This window comes from Paenibacillus sp. sg306046 (assembly GCF_059821225.1).
Genome location: NZ_JCAMRT010000028.1, coordinates 1 through 22,299, shown reverse-complemented (window position 1 = coordinate 22,299; position 22,299 = coordinate 1). Strand labels below are relative to the sequence as shown.

The 22,299-nt window shown below is 55.3% G+C and carries 22 protein-coding genes; all 22 read left to right on the top strand.

What is annotated here, in order from left to right:
- The first annotated feature begins 256 nt into the window (after positions 1–256).
- The 22 genes from AC6ROY_RS22075 (at position 257) to lysS (ending at position 21,957) form a co-directional block, all read left to right on the top strand.
- Positions 257–1,024, top strand: a complete 768-nt coding sequence (locus AC6ROY_RS22075) for a vWA domain-containing protein (protein WP_500102756.1) — start codon at positions 257–259, stop codon at positions 1,022–1,024.
- Positions 1,008–1,922, top strand: a complete 915-nt coding sequence (locus tag AC6ROY_RS22070) for a serine/threonine protein kinase (protein WP_500102755.1) — start codon at positions 1,008–1,010, stop codon at positions 1,920–1,922. Before AC6ROY_RS22075 ends, AC6ROY_RS22070 begins: the two co-directional genes overlap by 17 nt.
- A 21-nt stretch (positions 1,923–1,943) precedes the next feature.
- On the top strand, positions 1,944–3,374 hold the full coding sequence (gene tilS / locus AC6ROY_RS22065) for a tRNA lysidine(34) synthetase TilS (protein WP_500102754.1): 1,431 nt from the start codon (positions 1,944–1,946) through the stop codon (positions 3,372–3,374).
- An 11-nt stretch (positions 3,375–3,385) separates the two neighbouring features.
- Positions 3,386–3,925 (top strand): hypoxanthine phosphoribosyltransferase, encoded by a 540-nt coding sequence (hpt, locus tag AC6ROY_RS22060; protein ID WP_500102753.1) that lies wholly within the window; start codon positions 3,386–3,388, stop codon positions 3,923–3,925.
- Between the two features lie 71 nt (positions 3,926–3,996).
- Entirely contained in the window at positions 3,997–5,973 is a 1,977-nt protein-coding gene (gene ftsH, locus AC6ROY_RS22055) for an ATP-dependent zinc metalloprotease FtsH (protein ID WP_500102752.1), read from the top strand.
- A 279-nt stretch (positions 5,974–6,252) separates the two neighbouring features.
- Positions 6,253–7,191 carry a quinolinate synthase NadA gene (gene nadA, locus AC6ROY_RS22050; RefSeq protein ID WP_500102751.1) on the top strand — a complete coding sequence of 313 codons (939 nt, stop codon included), beginning with the start codon at positions 6,253–6,255 and terminating at the stop codon, positions 7,189–7,191.
- Positions 7,192–7,229: 38 nt separating this feature from the next.
- Positions 7,230–8,843 carry an L-aspartate oxidase gene (gene nadB, locus AC6ROY_RS22045; RefSeq protein ID WP_500102750.1) on the top strand — a complete coding sequence of 538 codons (1,614 nt, stop codon included), beginning with the start codon at positions 7,230–7,232 and terminating at the stop codon, positions 8,841–8,843.
- Entirely contained in the window at positions 8,833–9,717 is an 885-nt protein-coding gene (gene nadC, locus AC6ROY_RS22040; protein ID WP_500102749.1) for a carboxylating nicotinate-nucleotide diphosphorylase, read from the top strand. The genes nadB and nadC overlap by 11 nt, the downstream gene beginning before the upstream one ends.
- Entirely contained in the window at positions 9,714–10,478 is a 765-nt protein-coding gene (locus tag AC6ROY_RS22035) for a type III pantothenate kinase (RefSeq protein WP_500102748.1), read from the top strand. The genes nadC and AC6ROY_RS22035 overlap by 4 nt, the downstream gene beginning before the upstream one ends.
- 38 nt (positions 10,479–10,516) lie before the next feature.
- A complete protein-coding gene (gene hslO, locus AC6ROY_RS22030) occupies positions 10,517–11,389 on the top strand; it encodes an Hsp33 family molecular chaperone HslO (RefSeq protein WP_500102747.1) in 873 nt (290 codons plus the stop codon).
- A gap of 66 nt (positions 11,390–11,455) precedes the next feature.
- On the top strand, positions 11,456–12,415 hold the full coding sequence (locus AC6ROY_RS22025; RefSeq protein WP_500102746.1) for a peptidyl-prolyl cis-trans isomerase: 960 nt from the start codon (positions 11,456–11,458) through the stop codon (positions 12,413–12,415).
- A gap of 99 nt (positions 12,416–12,514) precedes the next feature.
- Entirely contained in the window at positions 12,515–13,453 is a 939-nt protein-coding gene (cysK, locus tag AC6ROY_RS22020; protein WP_500102745.1) for a cysteine synthase A, read from the top strand.
- Between the two features lie 164 nt (positions 13,454–13,617).
- The gene (locus AC6ROY_RS22015; protein WP_500102744.1) at positions 13,618–15,183 is read left to right on the top strand and encodes an anthranilate synthase component I family protein; all 1,566 of its coding nucleotides are present in this window, start codon (positions 13,618–13,620) and stop codon (positions 15,181–15,183) included.
- A 5-nt stretch (positions 15,184–15,188) separates the two neighbouring features.
- On the top strand, positions 15,189–15,770 hold the full coding sequence (gene pabA / locus AC6ROY_RS22010) for an aminodeoxychorismate/anthranilate synthase component II (RefSeq protein WP_500102743.1): 582 nt from the start codon (positions 15,189–15,191) through the stop codon (positions 15,768–15,770).
- Positions 15,767–16,666: an aminotransferase class IV gene (locus AC6ROY_RS22005; RefSeq protein WP_500102742.1), complete on the top strand. Its 900-nt coding sequence runs from the start codon at positions 15,767–15,769 to the stop codon at positions 16,664–16,666. The genes pabA and AC6ROY_RS22005 overlap by 4 nt, the downstream gene beginning before the upstream one ends.
- Positions 16,663–17,517, top strand: a complete 855-nt coding sequence (gene folP / locus AC6ROY_RS22000; RefSeq protein WP_500102741.1) for a dihydropteroate synthase — start codon at positions 16,663–16,665, stop codon at positions 17,515–17,517. The genes AC6ROY_RS22005 and folP overlap by 4 nt, the downstream gene beginning before the upstream one ends.
- A gap of 13 nt (positions 17,518–17,530) precedes the next feature.
- Positions 17,531–17,893, top strand: a complete 363-nt coding sequence (folB, locus tag AC6ROY_RS21995) for a dihydroneopterin aldolase (protein WP_500102740.1) — start codon at positions 17,531–17,533, stop codon at positions 17,891–17,893.
- Positions 17,894–17,897: 4 nt separating this feature from the next.
- Positions 17,898–18,425, top strand: a complete 528-nt coding sequence (gene folK / locus AC6ROY_RS21990; protein ID WP_500102739.1) for a 2-amino-4-hydroxy-6-hydroxymethyldihydropteridine diphosphokinase — start codon at positions 17,898–17,900, stop codon at positions 18,423–18,425.
- Entirely contained in the window at positions 18,407–18,640 is a 234-nt protein-coding gene (locus AC6ROY_RS21985; RefSeq protein ID WP_500102738.1) for a helix-turn-helix domain-containing protein, read from the top strand. Before folK ends, AC6ROY_RS21985 begins: the two co-directional genes overlap by 19 nt.
- Positions 18,641–18,685: 45 nt before the next feature.
- Positions 18,686–19,678: a tRNA dihydrouridine synthase DusB gene (dusB, locus tag AC6ROY_RS21980; RefSeq protein ID WP_500102737.1), complete on the top strand. Its 993-nt coding sequence runs from the start codon at positions 18,686–18,688 to the stop codon at positions 19,676–19,678.
- A 203-nt stretch (positions 19,679–19,881) separates the two neighbouring features.
- Positions 19,882–20,358, top strand: coding sequence for a transcription elongation factor GreA (gene greA / locus AC6ROY_RS21975; RefSeq protein ID WP_341420116.1), 477 nt, complete (start codon positions 19,882–19,884; stop codon positions 20,356–20,358).
- A gap of 102 nt (positions 20,359–20,460) precedes the next feature.
- Entirely contained in the window at positions 20,461–21,957 is a 1,497-nt protein-coding gene (gene lysS / locus AC6ROY_RS21970) for a lysine--tRNA ligase (RefSeq protein WP_500102736.1), read from the top strand.
- The last annotated feature ends 342 nt before the right edge of the window (positions 21,958–22,299 follow it).

Here is a 22,299-nt window from a genome sequence, read left to right as displayed (position 1 = left end):
CTCAAGGCAAAGCGGTGTCCGCGATGGATACCGCTTATTTGCCGTTCGCCCCCGGCTGCGAGCCTCTGCGCTTCCTTCGGCAAGCCGCAAACAGCCGTATTCGCAAGCAGCGACGATGGTGCTGTGGACTGTGCTGTGGACGTTGCTGTGAGCGTGGCATAACCGGAGCAGATTGCTGCGGGCGCGTTTAGAATCCTCTTAACTGGAAAAAATAGCTACTAAGAAGATAGCTACTAAGAAGATAGGAGGAACCAGCGTGAAGCAAATTATTGTAGTCACGGACGGCTGCTCGAATGTAGGCCTCAGTCCGGTTGTAGCGGCCGCGCGTGCGCAGGCGGAAGGGATCGTCGTGCATGTGATCGGCATTACCGATGACGGGGAGCTTGGTTTGCTGGGGGCGGAGGAAATTCGGGAAATCGCGGAGGCTGGCGGTGGTGTCAGCCGGATTGTCAGGCCCGTGCAGCTGTCGCAGACGGTCCAGATGATGACGCGCCAGACGGTAGCGCGGACGGTCCGACAGGCGGTCGGGCATGAGCTGCGGACGATTCTCGGCCATGACCGGGTGGAGGCGCTGCCGCCGGCCGAGCGCTCTGAGGTCGTGCGGGTGATCGACGACTGGTCCGAACGGGCGGAGCTGAAGGTAGCGCTGCTGATCGACGCGAGCGCCAGCATGAAGCCCAAGCTGCAGGCGGTGAAGGAAGCGATCCACGATTTGCAGCTCAGCCTGCAGGCACGGACAGGGGTCAGCCAGGTGGCGGTGTTTCATTTCCCGGGAAACGTAAGCGGCGATCAGGAGGTTGCGATGGATCTCGACTGGACGACGAATCTTGCAAATGTGAACCGGTTGTTTTATAAATTAAACATGAGGGGAACGACGCCGACAGGCCCTGCCTTGATGAAAGTCGTTCAGTTTGTCGCTGAAAATGCCGATACCTATGGATATGACAAGCCGACTGCCGCCATCGGCCAAGCCGGGGCTGCGGGCAGGCGCGAGGAAGGGATCTGGAGTGACTATATCGTTTGACCTCTCGTTTCCTCCGGGAACGGTCATCACGGGAAAATGGAATAAACGTTCGTATCAGGTGGAGCGGCCGCTCGGCGAGGGAGAGAACGGCAAGGTGTATCTGGTCAGGCAAGGCAAGAAGCATTATGCGCTCAAGCTGGGCTTTGACGCCTTGGATCTTCAGTCCGAAGTGAACGCGCTGAAGGCGTTGTCCCGTTCCTCGACCTCGTTTCGGCACACCTGGATCGAAGCCGACGATGTGCAGTGGAACGGCGCGGAGTATCCGTTCAGCGTGATGCGATATATTAAGGGAAAGCCGCTGGACGATTACTTGCGGGACAATGGCTTTGACTGGACCTATGTCATCGGGCTGAACCTGCTTCGCAAGCTGGCTGAGCTGCATGCCAGCGGCTACGTCTTCTGCGACCTGAAGCCGGAAAATATGCTGGTGACCGCTTACGGGGAAGTGGAGCTGATCGACTTCGGCGGCGTGACGGCTGCAGGGCGCAGCGTCAAGCAGTTCACGGAAGTGTTCGACCGCGGCTACTGGCGAGCGGGGGCGCGAACGGCCAATGACGGCTACGATTTGTTCTCCTTCGCGGCGCTGCTGCTCAGTGTAACGGAACGGGATCGGCGCTTCGTCGATGCAGCGGGGATGCTGCCGCAAAACCGCAGCCCGGAGGTGCTGCTGGATTTGCTGAAAGCAAACCGGCGGCTGGCTGCCGTGGAGCCTGTGCTGCGGAAGGCGCTTACAGGCCGATATGCCTCTTCGAAGCAGGCGCTGGCCGACTGGCGGGCGCGCAGCCTGCAAGCCGGCCTGCCTGTCCGGAAGCCGAAAACAAGCGGCGCCTGGATTACGGTCTGCTTCGCGGCTTCCATCGTGCTGTTTGCGGCGGCGCTTTATTATTCATTTAAGTAGACCGGGGAGAAGGGGGCGGCTATGGAAGCGGATTGGGCTTTACGAGCGAAGGTGGAGCGGTTTATCCGGGAGCAGTCGCTGCTGGCAGAAGGGGACGGAGTGGTGGTTGCGGTATCGGGCGGACCCGATTCCGTAGCGCTGCTGCATCTCCTTTTCGTCTTGTCCGGCGCCTGGGGCTGGAAGCTGACCGCTGCCCATGTCGATCATGGCTACCGGGGAGAGGAGTCGGCGCAGGAGGCGGAGTTTGTACGCCGTCTGGCAGAGGAGCTGGGGGTGGCGTTCCGGATGATCCGGCTCGATATGCCCGGTTATTTGGCGGCACACGGCGGCAACTCGCAAGCGGCAGCCCGACACAGGCGCTACGGCTTTCTGCATGAGGTGGCGCGTGAGGCGGGCGCGAATCGGATCGCGCTGGCGCATCATGCCGACGATCAGGCTGAAACCGTCCTGATGCGGGTGCTGCGCGGAGCAGGCCCTTCAGGGCTGGCGGGTATCCCGCTCCGGCGCATGGAGCACGAAATGGAACTTGTCCGTCCGTTGCTGCGTATATATAAGTCGGAGCTGATTGCGTACTGCCGGGAGTGCTCGCTGGCTTACTGCACCGACAGCAGCAATCTGGAGGCCGCGTACTTCCGCAATCAGGTTAGATTGGATGTGCTGCCTTACTTGGCGCGCTACCAGGAGCGTCTGCCGGAATCGTTGAACAGGCTGGCCGAAGTGGCTGGGACGGAGGATGATCTGCTGGCTTTGCAAACCCGTGAGCTGTTTGCCGGTCATGTGGCTGCTCGGGACGGCGGTTTCACCTGGTCTGCGGGATGGTTTGCCGCGCTTCACGTCGCTTTACAAAGGCGATTGATTAAACTAATATTAAGTTATCTTGCTCTAGATACGGAAAGCGCTGATTTTCAGAGAATCGAACAAATCCGTATGGCTGCGCTTCGCCCGCACGGGGCCAATCTCCGGCTGCCGCTGGATTCCGACCTTATGCTTAGCAGGGAATATGATCGGGTAATGCTTCATACTATGGTGTTACCACCTGCCCCCTACGCGTATCGGGTGCCGGAAGGACAGGCGGAGCTTGAGATCGCCGAGACCGGAGTCCGGCTGACGTTTCGCACGCTTGCACCGGAAGCGGACTTGTCTTCCCCAGGGGGGGATGTCTGGAGGGCCGAGTTTGATGCGATGGACATGTCATGGCCTTTGCTTATCCGCAGCCGCCTTCCCGGAGACCGCATATCTCCCTACGGATTAAACGGCTCGAAAAAAGTAAAGGATATGTTCATTGACGCGAAGGTTCCTGTCCGGATTCGGGAGCGAATCCCGCTGCTTGCCGACGGAGCGGGGCGGATTGTGTGGCTGCCGGGTGTACGGCGATCCTCTTTGGCGCCGGTCCGGGAGGAAAGCAAGCGCAGGCTGGTTATCGAGCTGCAAGCCGATTTTACTTTACAGTAGGAGGACTACTCTTGCAAAACGACGTTCAGGAAATTTTGTACAGTGAGCAGCAAATTCAAGACAAGGTACAGGAAATGGCAGCAAGCATCAGCCGTGATTTTGAAGGCCGGAATCCGCTAGTCATCTGTGTGCTGAAAGGCGCGTTTATTTTCATGTCGGATCTGGTTAAGCATATTACGATACCTTTGGAGCTTGATTTCATGGCGGTATCCAGCTACGGGAATGCCACCAAGTCGTCCGGTGTCGTCAAAATTATGAAGGACCTCGATATTCCGGTGGAAGGCCGCCACATTTTAATCGTGGAGGACATCATCGACAGCGGTCTGACGTTGAGCTATCTGATTGACGTACTGGAGCGACGCAACGCGTTATCCGTTACGGTAGCCGCTCTGTTCGACAAGCCGGCGCGCAGAACCGCCGATCTGGATGCCGATTACAAAGGGTTCGAGATCCCTGATGCTTTTGTTGTCGGGTACGGTTTGGATTACGCGGAGAAGTACCGCAATTTGCCGTATGTCGGCGTCTTGAAACCCGAGATTTACTCCACGTAGCATTTCTTGAGAAGCCGAGACTTGCTGTGGTACAATATACAAAGTTGCCGTTTGTTGAGAGGAGGTAGGGGATGAATCGCATTATACGTAACACAGGCTTTTATCTGCTGATCTTTCTAGTCACCGTCGGAATTGTTCATTTCATAAGCACCCAGAACGATCAGAAGTCAGTCATCAGTTATGGCGAACTCCGGGTGCAGTTGCAAAACAAGAATGTAGATTCGATCATCGTCAAGTATGATGCCCAAACGTATTTGGTCAGGGGGACGCTCAAAAACGCGGATACGCCGGAGAAGAAAAATTTCGAAGCCCGTGCGCCGTATGAACAGGGAGATACCAATGTCTTCCGGCTAATTGAACAAAGCGACATTCCCGCCACTAAGATTGTCATTGAGAAGATGGAAGGGGATAACATTTGGATCAGCTTTTTCACATCCATTATCCCGTTTGTCATCATCTTCATCTTGTTTTTCTTCCTGATGAATAACGCCCAGGGCGGCGGTGGGAAGGTAATGAACTTCGGCAAGAGCCGCGCTAGGCTCTATAATGAAGAGAAAAAACGAGTGACCTTCGAGGATGTAGCGGGTGCGGATGAAGAGAAGCAAGAGCTGGTAGAGGTTGTCGAATTCCTCAAGGATCAGCGCAAGTTCTCGGTTGTCGGCGCGCGGATTCCGAAAGGCGTATTGCTTGTCGGTCCTCCGGGAACCGGTAAAACGCTGCTCGCCAGAGCGGTTGCAGGAGAGGCCGGCGTTCCGTTTTTCAGCATCAGCGGCTCTGATTTCGTGGAAATGTTCGTCGGGGTCGGTGCATCCCGTGTGCGTGACTTGTTCGAAAATGCAAAGAAAAACGCTCCGTGTATCATATTTATAGATGAGATTGATGCGGTGGGCCGTCAGCGCGGCGCCGGTCTCGGCGGCGGTCATGACGAAAGAGAACAGACGCTTAACCAATTGCTCGTCGAGATGGATGGCTTTGGAGCCAACGAAGGAATCATTATCGTGGCGGCGACAAACCGCGCCGATATTTTGGACCCTGCTTTGCTTCGTCCAGGCCGCTTTGACCGTCAAATTACGGTTGACCGTCCGGATGTTAAAGGCCGCGAAGCGGTGCTTAAAGTGCATGCGCGCAACAAGCCGTTGGCCAAGGATGTCAAGCTGGACCAGCTCGCCCGTTATACGACAGGCTTCTCCGGCGCTGATCTCGAAAATCTGTTGAATGAATCTGCGCTGATTGCGGCTCGCCGCAACCGCAAAGATATTTCGATGGAAGAAATCGACGAAGCATTTGACCGGGTTATTGTAGGTACACAGAAGAAAAATCGCGTGATTAGCGAACGCGAGAAGCGGATGGTGGCGTTCCACGAAGCCGGCCATACCGTTGTCGGCATTCATGCCGAGCATGCAGATGTCGTGCATAAGGTGACCATCATCCCGCGCGGCCGCGCTGGCGGATATGTGATGATGCTGCCTAAAGAAGGCGAAGACAAGATGATGCAGACGAAAAACGAGCTGCTTGATAAAGTTACCGGCTTGCTTGCAGGCCGCGTAGCCGAGGAGCTGTTTATCGGCGAAATCGGAACAGGCGCTTACAGCGACTTCCAACGGGCAACAAGTATCGTGCGCCGCATGATCACGGAGTTCGGGATGAGCGAGAAGCTTGGTCCGATGCAATTTGGGACTTCGCAAGGTCAAGTTTTCCTGGGTCGCGATATCGGACATGAGCAAAACTACAGCGATTCGATCGCTTACGAGATCGACCAGGAAATGCAAACGATCATCCGCGCATGCTATGAGCGGGCGAAGGAAATTTTAACAAAATACAGCGATCAGGTTCGCCTGATTGCCGAGACGCTCATCGACAAGGAAACACTGGAGAAGGAACAGATCAAGGAATTGATCGAAAGCGGCAAGCTGGGCGCGCTTCCTGAATCAGACGCTTCGACGGCTGGCGATGAAGTTAAGGTAAACATTCAAAGTCAGGAAGCTGATGCGGAGGCCAATAAGCTGGACTTCGACAAAAAAGATCCGGACGACGAACCAAAAGCTTAATGCACATGATGAAACCGGCGCCTTCTGGCGTCGGTTTTTCGAGTTTTCCTGATGGTTCCGGACTAAAAGCAGCTTATTCGCGAGAAACTAAGCTTATGTCGCCGCCGCAGCCCATAAGGGCTTGCGAAATGCCAGCTTTCGTCCCGATTTTCAGGCATTTAAATGTTGACACAGCAGGGGCCGCACGTGTAAATTAGGTGTAAATCTTTAATATCTTTGTGAACATTTTCACCATCTGACTTAGGGGTCTTATCTACGTATGGTAAAGGAAGGTGCATGATGGAAGCTCTGGCACTGGAGCGTAAGGCTGAACAACAGCGCGAATTAAAGGAACGTATCGCACAACTGAAGAAGGAACGTAATGCTATTATTCTTGCTCATTACTATCAACGGGACGAAATTCAGGAGGTTGCCGATTTTCGCGGCGATTCCTTCTTGCTGGCTCAGAAAGCCGCTTCGACTGATGCGGAGGTCATCGTCTTTTGCGGTGTCCACTTCATGGGAGAGAGTGCTAAAATATTAGCTCCGAACAAAACAGTCCTGATCCCGGATGAGCGCGCAGGCTGTCCAATGGCTGACATGGTGAATGTCGACGGGTTACGGGCATTGAAAAAGCAGCATCCGCATGCAAAGGTGGTTGCTTATATTAACACCTCGGCCGAGGTGAAGTCCGAAACCGACATTTGCTGTACGTCGGCGAATGCGATTAAGGTCATCGAATCTGTGGATGCAGAGGAAGTGATCTGGGTACCGGATAAAAACCTCGGCGACTACGTTTCCAAATTTACAGACAAAAAGATGATTATTTGGGAAGGTTATTGCAACACTCATGATATGCTGACCGTCAAAGATGTAGAAGAGATGAAGGCGCAATATCCGAATGCCCAGTTTGTGGTGCATCCGGAATGCCGCCCTGAAGTTGTAAAGCTTGGAGATTTCGTCGGCAGCACGACCGCCATTATCAAATATTGCAAGGAATCCGACTGCCAGGAGTTTATTGTTGGGACGGAAGATGGAACCGGTTACCAATTACGTTTGGACAGCCCGCATAAGACCTTCCACTTCGCAACGAAATATTTGGTTTGTCCGAATATGAAGGTAAATAACCTGAAAAAAGTCGTCAAATGTTTAGAAACGAACAGTCCGCAAATTTATGTCCCGCAAAACGTGGCTGATCAAGCCCGTTTATCCTTGGAGCGCATGCTGCAGGTCAAGTAGCATGCGCTACTTCTCTTGATGGGAAGGTGAGAGTCCACGTGATTCCGCGTTATCTGGTTAATTTTGATCTGGAGCAGTTGCCTACCGTACATACGGATGTGATCGTGATCGGCGCAGGAATCGCCGGTTTGTTTACAGCGCTCCGCAGCGCCGAGCAGCACAAGGTGCTTATGGTGACGAAGAAGTCGCTGCTCGACAGCAACACCCGCTACGCCCAGGGGGGCATCGCCGCTGTCATATCTGACGAGGATTCGCCCGCCTATCATCGGCAGGATACGTTAATCGCCGGAGCGGGCTTATGTTCATCGACCGCTGTGGATGTGCTTGTCCATGAAGGCCCGGCTGGCGTCAAGGATTTGATCCGGATGGGCACGGAGTTTGACATGGAGGACGGACGCTATGCGCTGACCAAGGAAGGAGCGCATAGCCAACGCCGTATTTTGCATGCCCAGGGAGATGCGACTGGCGCTGAAATCGTACGTGCGCTGTCAGAGCGTACGAAACAGGACCCGAACATTGAGATTTGGGATGACCACTTCGTCATCGACTTGATCACCTATAAGGGTGAATGCTTCGGCGCGCTTGTTCAGAAGCCGAATGGAACAAAAGTATTCGTGAAGGCGAAAGCAACGCTGCTATGCACCGGAGGCGCCGGGCAGCTGTTTCGTTATACGACCAATCCGGATATTGCGACGGGTGACGGCATAGCTATTGCTTACCGGGCGGGCGCTCATATCCGCGATGTCGAATTTATTCAATTCCACCCGACTGCGTTATGTTACCCGGGAGCGCCGCGTTTCCTGATCTCGGAAGCTGTGCGTGGCGAAGGGGCGGTTCTTCGGAACATCAACGGCGAGCGTTTTATGGAGCGGTACCATCCGCAGCTGGAGCTGGCGCCGCGTGATATCGTGGCTCGCGCGATCGTAAGCGAGATGGAGAACACGAAGTCTATTTTTGTTTATATTGATTTTACGCATGAATCGGAAGAAACGGTGAAGCAACGGTTTCCGACGATTTACGAGACATGTCTGCATTACGGGCTTGATCTGTCCTCCGATTGGATTCCGGTTGCGCCGGCTGCGCATTATATGATGGGCGGCGTGGAGACGGACTTGCACGGGGAAACATCAATCAAGCGGTTGTTTGCCTGCGGCGAAGTTTCCTCCACCGGCGTGCATGGAGCAAATAGGCTGGCCAGCAATTCCTTGTCTGAGGCGATTGTGTTTGGCAGACGGATCGTGGAGCGAATTGCCGAGCTGCCGGACATCGGCTTGAATCCTCCGGTACAGGAGCAGCGCCGGTCCCAGGAGCATCCGATCCAACCTGTGGTCGAGAAACGGCTGAAGCTGCAGAAGCTGATGCTTCGTTACGCAGGGCTGGTCCGCACCGGCAAGGGGCTGACTAAGGGCTATGAGGAGCTGAAGCGACATCTGGCGATTTTCGACAGCTCTTTAACGAAACGGGAAGAGTATGAGTTCGCCAACCTGCTGATCTGCGGGCTGCTGACGACCGAAGCGGCGCTGATTCGCGAAGAAAGCCGCGGAGGGCATTACCGGGAGGACTTCCCGGAGCGCGATGATCTCGTATGGCGCAAGCATACGGTGTTCAGCCGCAAAAATGGGACGACGGAAGGGCGGATGGATGATGTTTGAGTTAAACCGGCAGGCGCTGGAAACCAGCATCCGGGCTTGGCTGGAAGAAGATATTGGCATGGGCGATATGACCACGATGACGACCATCCCCGCTGTATCGCAATCCGTCGGTATTATTCATGTCAAGGATACCGGAATCGTGGCCGGAATTGCCGTAGCGGAGGCGGTGTTTGCCGTCGTTGATCCGCAGCTGCGCTTTGAGGCGAAGGCTGTTGAAGGACAGGCCGTACAGGTAGGTACGGTGCTGGCCGAGATTCATGGAAGCACACGCAGCATTTTGCTTGGCGAGCGGCTTGCGTTGAATTTGCTGCAGCGGATGTCGGGGATCGCTACGCGGACGCGCCAGTTTGTTGAGCGGCTGGACGGGCTGCCGACACGGCTGGTCGACACGCGCAAGACGACGCCGGGACACCGGATGCTGGAGAAATATGCCGTTCGTGTGGGCGGCGGGTATAATCATCGCTTTGGCTTGTATGATGCGGTCATGATCAAGGATAATCATATTAAGGGCGCCGGCGGCATTACGGAGGCGATTCGCAGCGCGCGCGCAACGATTCCGCATACGATGAAGATTGAAATCGAAGTGGAAAATTCCGAGCAGCTGGAAGAAGCTTTGTCGGCTGCGCCTGATATTATCATGCTCGACAATATGCAGCCGGAGCTGATGCGGCAGGCGGTAGCGCGTTTGCGAAGCGCTGCGCCTCATATTGTGATCGAAGCGTCGGGAACGGTTACGCTGGATACGGTCCGCCCGATGGCGGAAACAGGCGTTGATGTCATTTCCGTTGGCCGGTTGACCTATTCGGTGCAGGCGCTGGATATTAGTCTGGACCTGAATGCACGAAAAAGTCCGGGAGGCGCGGTTCAGGCATGATTTTGGCCGTCGATGTTGGGAATACAACTATCGTGCTCGGCTTGTATCGCGGGCAGGAGCTGCTTCATCATTGGAGGCTAAGCACAAGCCGGTCAACTACGGTGGATGAATACGGGATGATGATGCATCAGCTATTTGTGCATGCAGGGCTAAGCCTGGAGCAGGTGCAGGGCGTTATTATTTCCTGTGTCGTGCCTCCGATGATGTTTGTGCTGGAGCAGCTGTGCGCGAAGTATATCAAGCGGACTCCGCTCGTCATTGGTCCGGGCATCAAGACCGGGTTAAATATCCGTTATGAAAATCCCCGCGAGGTGGGCGCTGATCGCATCGTGAATGCGGTAGCCGCGCTTGAGCTGTACGGCCCTCCCTGTATCGTTGTGGACTTCGGGACGGCGACGACGCTGGACTATTTGGACGAGAAGGGCCAGTATATTGGCGGAGCTGTCGCTCCGGGTATCGGCATTTCGACGGAAGCGCTGTACCAGCATGCTGCCAAGCTGCCGCGGATTGAGCTGATCAAGCCGAGAAGCGTGGTGGGCCGGACGACGGTTTCGTCCATGCAGTCCGGCATTATTTACGGCTTTGCCGGGCAGGTGGACGGCCTGATCGACCGTATTTTGCAGGAAACCGGGTCCAGTCCATTTGTGGTGGCCACAGGAGGGCTGGCCGAGCTTATTGCCGGAGAATCGCGGAAAATTCAGCTGGTAAACCCGCTGTTAACGCTGCAAGGGCTGCGAATGATTTATGAACGGAATATGTGAGCCGACCATCGGTTCAGGAGAGATAAAGGAGAACAACCATGCAAGATTATTTGATCAGGGCGACTGCGCTGGAGGGCAATGTACGGGCGGTAGCCGTTAGAACACGTTCAATTGTCGAAGAACTGAGATCGCGTCATCAAACGACGCCGACAGCGACAGCGGCGCTAGGACGTACGGCTACGGCGGCATTGATGATGGGGGCGATGCTGAAGGGCGAGGAAAAGCTGACGGTACAGGTCAAGGGCGGCGGTCCGATCGGCCAGATCGTCGCGGATGCCAATGCGAAGGGCGAGGTGCGGGCTTATGTGGAAAACCCGGATGTCGATCTGCCGCTGAATGCGCGGGGCAAGCTGGATGTGGCGGGTGCTGTCGGTACAGACGGCTTCTTGTACGTGACCAAGGATCTGGGGATGAAGGAGCCTTACCGCGGCAGTGTTCCGATCTTGTCGGGCGAGCTTGGAGAGGACTTCACGTATTATTTCGTCCAATCGGAGCAGACGCCGTCAGCGGTAGCGCTGGGCGTGCTCGTTGATGTCGATTACACGGTGAAGACGGCAGGCGGCTTTATTATTCAATTGATGCCGGGTTTGGATGACGAGGAAATCTCACGGCTGGAGAAGCAGCTTGGCGCATTGCCGCCGATTACGCATCTGCTTGACCAAGGCGAAAGTCTGGAGTCCATTTTGCAAGTCCTGCTGCCGGATGCTCAGGTGCTGGAGCGCAGGGAAGATATTGTGTTCCAATGCAAATGCTCGCGCGAGCGCGTAGAGCAAACCTTGATCAGTCTCGGGCGCTCAGAGCTGGAGCAGCTGCTGGCCGAGGATGGGCAGGCGGAGGTTGCTTGTCATTTCTGTAATGAGACGTACCGGTTCGATGCGGACGATCTTGCTGCGCTGATCGCTGCCTTATAATTCCGACGGATAGCAGTCGAGCGGTTGTGACCGGAAACAAGCGAGGATTAGTTGAGGGGATAGGTTATGCGAAACGTTAAGGTACTATGGGGAATGATCTCGATTCTGCTGGTTGCCGTTGGCGTCCTCTCCTCCGTAATAGCGACCCGCCTTGATCGGCAGCCTGACGTTGATGCCCATTCGAATCCGGAACCGCAGAGCAAGGCCGAGCAAGAGCGAGCGATTGCCAGCATCGGAGAACAAGTGATTACGCGGCAAGATTTGCAGGACCAATTGCTTCATAAATACGGCAAAGAAGTGCTCGACCAGATGATCGACCGGGAGGTCGTTCGCAAGGAAGCGGGAGCGGTCGGCATCAACGCTGGCGAATCGGAAATCCAGCGGGAGCTGCAACGGATGCAGCAGGGCTATGAAAATGAAGCCCAGTTTTATCAGGCGATGAAGGAGCAGCTGGGGCTGTCACGCGAAGAAATTAACGCCGATGTCAGACACAAGGTGCTGATGGAAAAGGTTTCGATCCAGGGCATCCGGGTCGGAGACGTTGAAGTCGATGATTATATCCAGCATCATCAGGATGAATTCCGGCCGACGATGCGGCTGCGGCTGGAGCAAATCGTAACTGCGAGCCGGGATCAGGCAAACCGTGCAAGTGCGGAGCTCGCCAAGGGGGCCGATTTCGCCAAGGTAGCCAAGGAGCGCTCGCTGGACGATGCGACCCGCAACTCGGGCGGCGATCTCGGCTGGCTGGAGGAGGATGATCCGTTTACCCCTCCGGCTGTGCTGAAGGCTGGCAAGCAGCTGCAGCCGGGGCAGGTGTCCAAGCCGATCGAGGTTGACGGCAATTATGTGCTGGTCAAGCTGCGCGAGCGCAAAACCGAGTCCAAGGGTACGGAGGAGGCGATCCGCGAACAGGTACGGCGCGAATTGGCGCTGAGGGAGGCTCCTCCGCTGAAGGAGACGATGGCGAAGCTCCGGATGAAGTGGAATGTGCAGATTCGGGATAGTGAGCTGGTTGCGTCTGGATAATTTAAAGGTTGACAACCTACCCAGAGGTTGATAATATTGACAGTATAATACCTAGCGAATTAGTCGGATATTTTATACATTCTGAGGAGGAACACACCCATGGCAAGATTAGTACAAAGCATTACGGAACTGATTGGCGGTACGCCACTTGTGAAGCTGAACCGCGTTGTGCCTGAGGGCAGCGCTGAAGTTTATGTAAAATTGGAATACCAAAATCCGGGGTCCAGCGTTAAGGATCGTATCGCCATCAGCATGATCGAGGTAGCCGAGCAGGAAGGCCGCATCAAGCCGGGCGATACGATTGTTGAGCCTACGAGCGGCAACACGGGCATCGGTCTGGCGCTGGTAGCAGCAGCTAAAGGCTACAAGGCGATTATCGTGATGCCGGAAACGATGTCCATCGAGCGCCGCAACCTGCTTCGCGCTTACGGCGCGCAGCTGGTGCTGACGCCTGGCGCAGAAGGCATGAAGGGCGCGATCAAGCGTGCGGAAGAGATTGTAGCTGAAAACCCAGGCTACTTCATTCCGCAGCAGTTCAAAAGCCCTGCGAACGTCAAAATTCACCGTGAGACGACAGGTCCGGAAATTGTTCAGGCGATTCAAGGCCATGACGGCAAGCTGGATGCGTTTGTCGCGGGAATCGGTACGGGCGGTACGATTACAGGTGCAGGCAGCGTGCTGAAGGAAAACTTCCCAGGCATTAAAATTTATGCGGTGGAGCCTTCCGCTTCTCCTGTTTTGTCCGGCGGCAAGCCAGGCCCTCATAAAATTCAAGGGATCGGCGCTGGCTTCGTACCCGACATTTTGGACACCAAGGTGTATGATGAAATTGTTCAGGTGGAAAATGAAGATGCATTCGAAACATCGCGTCGCGTAGCCAAGGAAGAAGGTATTCTTGGCGGTATTTCCTCCGGCGCAGCGATCTTCGCTGCTCTGAAGGTCGCGAAAGAGCTGGGAGCCGGCAAACGTGTTGTTGCGGTTCTTCCAAGCAACGGCGAGCGTTACTTGTCCACGCCTTTGTATCAATTCGAAGATTAAGCAGGATCGCCTGATTTTCCCGGCCCGCTCGCCTGAGCGGGCTATTTGCGTATATGCGCCACGGGCGTCCGTTTGCAGCAAACAACGCCCTTTTTTTCATAGCCGTTTTCAAGTATACTAATCCCAATACTCGAATCCGAACGGGAGAAAAGGCGGAATGGCCGATGTTGCTGACATCTTATGAATCATGGACGACGTGGGCAGACACCTACACGGTGCTGCCCTACGTACAGAGCTTTCCCCTCGCGGAAGTCCCGCTGCTGTCATGGGCGCCTGCGTGGGAGCAGGCGCTGCCCGGCGCATTTGTATTGGAAAGCGGCAAAGGGGGGCGGTATACCTTTCTCGGCCTGCGTCCGGTTTCCGAAATTCGCGGCACAGGCCTGGAGGCTGTCGTTACCGAGCCGAGCCGGCAGCCCTGGCAGTTGAGCGGCAAGCCGCTGGAGCTGGTCAAGCAGTGGATGGCCCCGTATCGGGCTCCGTTTGTCGATGGCGCGCCCAAATGGGTAGGCGGCTGCCTTGGATTCTGGGGCTATGACACCATCCGCACCATTGAACGGCTTCCGGTCAAGGCAGCCGCTGATCTGCCGGTGCCGGATTACGCTTTCGTGCGTGTGGACGAGCTGTGGATCATTGATCACCAGGAGCAGATGCTCTACTGCGCCTATCATACGCATGTGACGGCTGATCTTGCCACCGGCGGCGAAGCAAAGGAGGCGTGGCTCCAGTCACGCTATGAGACCGCCGGACGGAAGGTTGCGGGTATGAAGTCGCTGTGGGATGGCCTTGTCGCCGCCTGGCAGTCGCCCGAGCTGGTGCGGGAGGTCGAAGAGAAGCAGCGCTGTATTCAGGAGGACTTGCTTCATCAGGAGCTGGGGCCGCTGTCCGGGGTGACCGCTGATTTTCCCCGCGACGCCTATATCGGCGCTGTTGATCGTATTCGCGACTATATCGGGGCGGGCGATGTGTTTCAGGTAAACTTGTCTGTGCGGCAGCACAAGACGCTGGACGCTGAGCCGGAGGAAATTTATGAGTGGCTGCGGCGGGTAAACCCGTCCCCCTATATGGGGCTGCTCCGGTTCGCCGACTTCCAGCTCGTATCCGGCTCCCCGGAGCTGCTCGTACAGCTGGAGCGCGGGGTTGTCCGCACCCGGCCGATTGCAGGTACCCGTCCGCGCGGCGCAAATGCCGAGGAGGATCGGCGGCTGGCGGATGAGCTGATCCATCATGAGAAGGAACGCGCCGAGCATATTATGCTTGTCGATTTGGAGCGAAATGATCTCGGGCGCATCTCGGCGTACGGCACTGTGCGGGTCAAGGACTTCATGGTCATCGAATATTACTCCCATGTCATGCACATCGTCTCCGAGGTGGAGGGACGGCTTGCTGCGGGCCGGGACGCGTTTGACGTGATTGCCGCAGCATTTCCCGGCGGTACCATTACAGGCGCGCCCAAAATTCGCACGATGGAAATTATCGAGGAGCTGGAGCCGGTCCGGCGCGGTCCGTATACCGGGTCCATGGGCTGGATTGACTACAACGGGGATATGGAGTTCAATATTATTATTCGGACACTGGTTGCTGCTGACGGTGTAGGGTATGTGCAGGCCGGGGCGGGCATCGTCATTGATTCCGTGCCGGAGAAGGAATATATCGAGTCGATGAACAAGGCCAAAGCGATGTGGAAGGCTATTCAATACAGCGAGCGGCAGCCGATTAGCCGCAGGAGGTAATGACGATGATTTTGGTGATCGACAATTACGATTCGTTTACGTATAACCTGGTGCAATATCTCGGCGAGCTTGGTCAGGACATCATTGTCCGCCGTAATGATGAGATTGATCTGGCTGGTATTGAAGCGCTCGCGCCCGATCATATTTTGATTTCCCCCGGTCCATGTACGCCCAATGAGGCAGGAATCAGCCTGGCGCTGATTGACCGCTTCAAGGGGCAGATTCCGATTTTTGGCGTTTGTCTCGGACATCAGTCCATCGGGCAAATGTTCGGCGGCGATGTTATACGGGCAGAGCGGCTGATGCACGGGAAAACCTCTGAAATTTTCCATCATGGCCGAGGGGTGTTTGCAGGACTGCCGTCTCCGTTTATCGCAACGCGATACCATTCGCTGATCGTGAAACGGGAGACGCTGCCGGACTGTCTGGAGATTACGGCCGAGACGGCCGAAGGCGAGATCATGGGCCTCCGCCACAAGGAATATCCGATTGAAGGCGTGCAGTTCCATCCGGAGTCGATTATTACGGATCATGGTCACCAGATGCTGCGCAATTTTCTCCAGGGAACGGTGAACAGCCCGGCATGATTATGGATTGCAACGGTACCTTGATTGAGGAACAACAAGCCGTGGTCTCGGTAAGCGACCATGGCTTTCTCTACGGGTTGGGCTTGTTTGAGACGTTCCGTACGTACGGAGGCAAGCCTTTTTTACTCGATTGGCATCTGGAGCGGCTGCAGGCGGGCTGTGCCGAAGTCGGAATTCGGTATGCCTCGGACCGCCTGGAGCTGGAGCGGCGGTTAACCGCGCTGCTGGCGGCCAACGGGCTTGCTGACGCGTACTTCCGCCTGACGGTGACGGCGGGTGTAGAGGCGCTTGGCTTGCCGACAGGCGATTATGAAGCGCCTGCGGATTATCTGTACATTAAGCCGCTGCCGACTTATGATCCGGCTGCTTTTCCGGCGGCGAAGCCGCTGCAGCGGCTGCTGCTGCCGCGGAATACGCCGGAAGGCCCGGTTCGGCTCAAGTCGCTGCATTTTATGAACAATATACTGGCCAAACAAGAGCTGCGGACGTACCCGTGGGCAGCGGGCGCGGAAGGGCTGTTTTTGGACGGAACGGGCGCATTATGCGAAGGTCTGGTCAGCAACCTGTTTTTTATCGAGCAGGGACGGCTGCTGACACCGTCGGTCGACACCGGGCTGCTGCCGGGTATCACGCGGCGCAAGGTGCTGGCGCTGGCTGGAGAGCTGGGATTGGAAGCGGCAGAGGGTCGTTTTCGCTGGGAGCGGCTGCCGGCGGCTGATGAGGTGTTTCTGACCAATTCGATTCAGGAGCTTGTGCCGGTTCATCAATTGTTTGAGCGGGATGGAGCTGTTCATGTGATCGGCGCCGGGGAAACAGGGCCGGTCACGCGGCAGCTGCAGCGCTTGTACCGGGCGGAGACCTGCAAGCTGCTTGACGAGGGAGGACAAGGAAAATGAACGACGCAGTTTGGACATGGCCCTGGGGATCGTCCCCCCGGCAGGAGCAGGCGGGACGTACGCTTGTGATGGGGATTTTAAATGTGACGCCGGATTCCTTCTCGGACGGCGGCGCCTATAACCGACCGGATGCGGCAGTAGCCCGAGCGAAGCAAATGCTGTCCGAGGGCGCGGATGTGCTGGATATCGGCGGTGAGTCCACGCGGCCGGGAGCCGCTCCGGTCACAGCGGTCGAAGAGCAGGAACGCGTAGTACCGGTGATTCGCGCGCTGCGGGCCGCGGGCATTACCGCTCCGATTTCCGTGGATACGTACAGAGCGGATACGGCTCGCGAGGCGATGCAGGCGGGCGCCTCCATCATTAATGATATTTGGGGGCTGCAGCACGACCCGGCGATGGCGGGCGTGGTTGTGCAGTTCAACTGCCCGATTGTGCTGATGCATAATCGGACAGAAGCGGTATATGCTAATTTTATACAGGATGTTGTAAACGATCTGCAAGCGGCCGTTGCCCGAGCAAGGGCTGCCGGCATTCGGGACGAGCAGATCGTGCTTGATCCGGGCTTCGGCTTTGCCAAGTCCCAGGAGCAAAACCTGCAGCTGATGTCGGAGCTGCACCGGATTACGGCGTTAGGGTTTCCGGTATTGCTCGGCACCTCGCGCAAGCGGATGATTCACCGCACGCTTGGCTTGCCGGCAAGTGACGTGGTCGAAGGAACGGCAGCGACCGTTGCGCTTGGCATCGTCCAAGGCTGCGGAATTGTTCGCGTGCATGATGTGCAGGCGATGCGGCGCGTAGCCGATATGACCGATGCGATTATGCGTCATCGCACGCAAGGAATAACAGAGTGAGGGGCGCAGCGCGATGGATAAAATCATAATTAAAGGCATGTCGTTTTACGGCTACCATGGCGTTTTTCCGGAAGAAAACAAACTGGGACAACGATATAGGGTCGATATCGAGCTGCATATGCCGCTTGATGAAGCCGGGCGCACGGACGCGCTGGAGCATACGGTCAACTATGCCGAGGTGTGCGAGCTGACCCGCCGCATTGTGGAGGAGCGCACCTATAAACTGATCGAGGCGCTGGCGGAACATATTGCATCCGAGGTGCTATCCACTTATACTGGTATACATGCAATTACGGTACGTGTACACAAACCGAACCCGCCGGTCGCAACTTCATTTGACGGAGTGTCGGCAGAAATTTATAGAAAGCAGGCATAAGGAAATGGACGTACCGGATGACAGCGAGCGCGGGCCGCTAACGTTGGCTTATATCGCGCTTGGCTCCAATCTCGGAGACCGGGCGTACTACTTATCGGAGGCAATCCGTCTGCTGACGGAGGACCCTGCCATCGACCCGGCGGTGGTGCAATCCGGCATTTATGAGACGGAGCCTGTCGGCTATGTCGATCAGGAGCCATTCCTCAATATGGTGGTTGCTGTCCATACGACGCTTCGCCCGGGTCCGTTGCTGGAGCGGATGCAGGCTGTCGAGCAGCAGCTGGGCCGCAAGCGGCTGATCCATTGGGGACCGCGCACGGTTGATTTGGACCTGCTGCTGTTCGGGACTGACCGCCAGGAGCACCCCGAATTGATCATACCTCACCCGCGCATGATGGAGCGTGCTTTTGTGCTCATTCCTTTACTTGATGCGATGGAGCAAGCGGAGCCGGCTCGTACCTGTACGTACCGGGAGCAGCTTGAACGGGTGGAAGGAAAGGAAGGCGTTACAGCTTGGAAAAAAATATACTAGCCCAGCGCATCCGCGCATTTCGCAAATTAAAGGGCTTGACGCAAAATGAATTGGCTCAGCGTCTCAGCGTCTCGATCGCCATCCTTGGCGCCATTGAGCGGGGAACACGCAAGGCCGATGAGCAAATGATCCGGCAAATTTCGGCTGCGCTCCGGATTGACCCGGAGGAGCTGGTTCCTCCGGCGGTTGCTTCGGCCAGAGTTGAGCGGATGTAGCCTGGACATGGAAGCTTGCAATTAAAGCAGAAAGGAGTGAATAGCATGTTAACGATTGGTAACGTTACCGCCCCCAATAAAGTTGTGCTTGCCCCGATGGCAGGCGTTTGCAACCCGGCCTTCCGGTTAATCGCCAAGGAATTCGGCTGTGGACTGGTCTGTGCGGAGATGGTCAGCGACAAGGCGATTTTGCACGGCAATCAGCGGTCGCTGGATATGTTGTTTGTGGATGAGCGCGAGAAGCCGCTGAGTCTGCAAATTTTCGGAGGCGACGTGGAGACGCTGGTCGAAGCGGCGAAATATGTCGATAAGCATACGAATGCTGATATTATCGACATCAATATGGGCTGTCCTGTTCCGAAAATTACGAAGTGTGACGCGGGCGCGCGCTGGCTGCTCGATCCGGGTAAAATCGAACAGATGGTGTCGGTCGTTTCGAAAGCGGTCAGCAAGCCGTTGACGGTCAAAATGCGGATCGGCTGGGACGATGATCACGTATATGCCGTCCAAAATGCAAAGGCCGTCGAAAACGGCGGGGGTGCAGCCGTCGCCGTTCATGGCCGAACACGGGTCCAAATGTACACTGGCCATGCCAATTGGGACATCATTAAAGAAGTGAAATCCTCGGTCGGCATTCCTGTTATCGGGAACGGCGATGTGTTTACACCTGAGGATGCCAAACGGATGCTGGATCATACGGGCGTTGACGGCGTCATGATCGGGCGGGCAGCGCTCGGCAATCCGTGGATGCTTTACCGGACGATTCAATATTTGACAAATGGCGAGCTGCCTGCCGATCCGACCCCTCAGGAGAAAATCCGGATCGCGATTTTGCACCTGGACCGGCTGACGGCGCTCAAGGGCGAGTCGGTTGCCGTGAAGGAGATGCGCAAGCATCTGGCCTGGTACTTGAAGGGACTCCATGGAGCTGCGCGGATCAAGGATGCCATCATGGAGCAAACACGGCGCGACGCGCTTGTGCAGCTGTTGAACGATTTCGTCAACTCGCTCGAAGATCGCGAATTGGCGGTACAATAGGGCTGATGGACGCAAGCTGGGCGTGATGACCGCCAATTGGCTGACATTGACATTTAACAGACCTTGAAATATAATCAGGCAATAGTCATCGGGGTCAGCGGGAAATAACTGCTTTCCATGCGTCCATACGGCAATTCCTCGAACTCATGTTCGGTCGAACTGGTTCTTATGAAAATCTTTCACATGACGGGAGATATGTGGCAATGAGCGAAAAAGAAGTCATTCTCACCCAGGAAGGTCTGAAGAGGCTCGAAGAAGAGCTTGAACACTTGAAGTCCGTGAAGCGCCGTGAGGTGGCCGAACGGATTAAAGTAGCGATTGGCTACGGAGACATCAGCGAGAACTCTGAATATGAGGATGCCAAAAATGAGCAGGCCTTTGTTGAGGGACGTATTATTACGCTGGAGAAAATGCTTCGTAATGCGCGCATCATTAATAATGACGAAGTCGATACGGACACGGTCAGCGTAGGCTCCAAGGTTACCTTGAAGGACCTCGAATTTGGCGATATTCTTGAATATTCGATCGTCGGCACAGCCGAATCCGATCCGTTTCAGAATAAAATTTCCAATGAAAGTCCGGTTGGCAAGTCGATTCTGGGCAAGCGGAAAGGTTCCGTCGTTGACGTAAACGTACCTGCAGGCGTCATTCAATACGAAATAATTGATATCAAGAAGTAACAGACATGCCTTTTTGAAGAAGCTTCCTTCGGAGGCTTTTTTGCCTATTAGGCCGGGTCGGCACCTACTGGAACTTACTTAGTCAATCAAGGAGCGAAAAACATGACGGTCGAACTGGAATTAAATGAATTGCTACAAATCCGGCGCAACAAGCTGGATGAGCTGCGTGCGTTGGGCGTTGATCCTTTCGGGCAAAAATTTGACCGTTCGCATCACGCGGGCGAAATCGCCAAAACGTACGAGGCCAATACCAAGGAAGAACTGGATGAACTGTCGGTGCAGGTCAGTATCGCCGGACGGATTATGCAGAAGAGGGAGATGGGTAAAGCAGGGTTTGCCCATATTCAAGACATTACCGGCAAAATCCAGATTTATGTCCGCGCGGATGCGCTCGACGAAAATACGTATAAAGCTTACAGCTTGCTCGATATCGGCGATCTGATCGGCGTTCGCGGCACGTTGTTCCGCACGAAAACAAACGAGCTGTCGGTTAAGGCGGATTCGGTTACTGTCATGTCCAAATCGCTGCTGCCGCTGCCGGAGAAGTACCATGGCTTAAAGGATGTCGAGCTGCGCTACCGCCAGCGTTACGTCGACCTGATTATGAATCAGGACGTTCAACAAACGTTTATTACCCGTTCCCGGATTATTCAGTCGATGCGCCGTTATCTCGATACTCGCGGCTATCTGGAGGTAGAAACGCCTACCCTGCACGCAATTGCCGGAGGCGCCTCGGCCCGTCCGTTTATTACTCATCATAATGCGCTGGATATGCAGTTGTACATGCGGATCGCCATCGAGCTGCATCTCAAGCGTCTGATCGTCGGCGGTATGGAGAAGGTATATGAAATTGGCCGCGTCTACCGGAATGAAGGGATCTCCACCCGCCACAACCCGGAGTTTACGATGATCGAGCTGTACGAGGCTTATGCGGATTACCATGACATCATGAAGCTGACGGAAGAGATGATTGCGCATATTGCGCAAGAAGTGCTCGGTTCGACGACCATTATGTACCAAGGTCAGGAAATAGATTTGAAGCCGGCTTGGCGTCGCGTGACGATGGTTGATGCGATCAAGGAAGTCGTGGGCGTTGACTTCAGCGTGCAGATGAGCGACGAGGAAGCGCATCGACTGGCCAAGGAGCACAAGGTGCCGGTCGAGCCGATGATGACCTTCGGTCATATCGTCAACCAGTTCTTTGAGACATTCGTTGAAGAAACGCTGATTCAGCCTACGTTTATTACGGGACATCCGGTGGCGATTTCGCCGTTGGCCAAACGAAGCGAAACGGACCCGCGGTTCACGGATCGGTTTGAGCTGTTTATCGTGGCCCGTGAGCATGCGAATGCGTTCAGCGAGTTGAACGATCCGATCGACCAACGCCAGCGCTTTGAGGCACAGCTGGTCGAGAAGGAGCAGGGCAACGATGAGGCGCATGAGATGGATGATGATTTCATTCGCGCGCTTGAATACGGCATGCCGCCTACAGGAGGTCTGGGCATCGGGATTGACCGACTGGTCATGCTGTTGACGGACGCACCTTCGATCCGCGATGTACTGCTGTTCCCGTTGATGCGGGAGCGTCAAGGCGAGTAGTTTATTTTAGCTAAGAAGCGCATGGCTCTGTCCCTCGGAGCCGTGCGTTTTTTTGTATAAATTAAAGGAGCAGCTAACTGGTTTATGAAGCTGAAAACGGGGTAATCATAGATCGAATAAACTTTTTTTGAAATAATGCTTGCATTATGCTTGGTAATTTGATATATTACTTCTTGCCGCTTCTGAGGCAGCCAAGTAAGACCAAGGAAATAAAAATTGTTCTTGCTTTTATGACTTGGAATGTGGTACGATGTAAAAGTTGTAAATGACATTGCCCTTTGAAAACTGAACAACGAGTGAGTGTTAAAATAGAGAATGAAAATTCTCGCTAGCATGACGTAT